General features: G+C 66.5%; 1 protein-coding gene. It reads right to left on the bottom strand.

Features of this window, described 5'->3' with window-relative positions; all coding sequences use genetic code 11:
* Positions 1–286 precede the first annotated feature (286 nt).
* Positions 287–946, bottom strand: coding sequence for a PadR family transcriptional regulator (locus tag ACWCPQ_RS35025; protein WP_449907476.1), 660 nt, complete (start codon positions 944–946; stop codon positions 287–289).
* Positions 947–1,218 lie beyond the last annotated feature (272 nt).

The raw sequence follows: 1,218 nt of genomic DNA, 5'->3' as shown, positions 1-1,218 counted from the left end.
GCCCACCCGGTCCATCACGTCGTGGACGAGTTCGATATCCGACGGCGACCGCACAAACGACAGTGCGATGAAATCCACGCCCCCGAGGTGCCGCCGCCCGGTCCGCGACCCCTCATCCAGGGGTCCGGACCGTTTCCTTGCCGAACCGCCCCGTCTCGCATTCACCCGGTTATCCTGTGTTCTGCCAAACTCGTGGCCGGGTGTGCGTTCGCGCGGGCACGGTCCGAGACGGTAACCCGAGCTCGATGGTGGTGTTGCCGCACCTCCATCGAGCCCGGTTCTCGATTCACCGATCGCTCGTCGTATCAGCCCCCTCCACATAGGCACGGGCCCGAGCGCTGTCCACGCCGGGCCCGCCGCGATGCCACGCCTGCCATTCCGCCAGGTCGGGGAATGTCCCCTCGAGCAGCTCGGTACGCAGCGATCGAGACCATTCGGCTTCCGCCTCCAGCACGGCCAGCCCGTATTCGGATTCGATGAGGAAAAGCCGGGGCAGGGTTCCGGAGAGTTCGGCGAACTCCGCCTTCACCTGCGCGATCTGCTCGTCGAGCACGGCGAGCCGGCGGCCCAGCAGCTCGGCCACCTCCGCCGGCGGCAGCACCGACAGGATCGAGAGCCCCGCCACGAAGCGGCCCGGTTCCGGCTCCGGTTCGGCGATCAGCTCCCGGGTCCAGTCGAGGAGTTCAGCGCGCCCGGCTCCAGTGATCCGGTAGATCACCCGTTCGGGCCGCGCGCCCTCCCGTTCGCTGCCGACCACCTCGAGAAAACCGGCCTTCGCCAGGTTCTGCACAACCGTGTACAGCGAACCCCACTTGATATCCAGATCGCGGTCTTTGCCGTACTCGCGCAGGCGAGCCGCGATCTGGTAGCGGTGCATGGCTTCGTCCTGCATCACCGCGAGGACCGCGAGGGCCAGCAGATTGCCTACCTTGCGTTTCTTCGCCATACACCCTCCTTACTCGCCTACGAATATACGTGGGCGAGCATATTGGGGCAAGGAGTGTTTTCGGCGCGCTGAGGCTCGCGAAGGTGCTGTGTTTTGGCGCGCTGGCGCGCGCGGGGTTGAGGCCCCCTCGGTCTCGCCGTTCAGGCCTCGAGACTCGCGCCTGCGGCGCATGCGCTTCAGTTCGATTCTCCGGGTGGCGGTGACCTCGGTCAGAAGTACGTCGGTGGCCGTAGTCGCGGCGACCATCAACGTGGCCGATGGGTTGGCTTTCA

The sequence above is a fragment of the Nocardia sp. NPDC001965 genome, from assembly GCF_053594175.1.
This window is presented reverse-complemented; position numbering and strand designations above follow the sequence as displayed.

Coding starts and splice junctions, on each gene's coding strand:
- ACWCPQ_RS35025 (WP_449907476.1), bottom strand. CDS start 946: ATGGCGAAGAAACGCAAGGTAGGCAATCTGCTGGCCCTCGCGGTCCTC.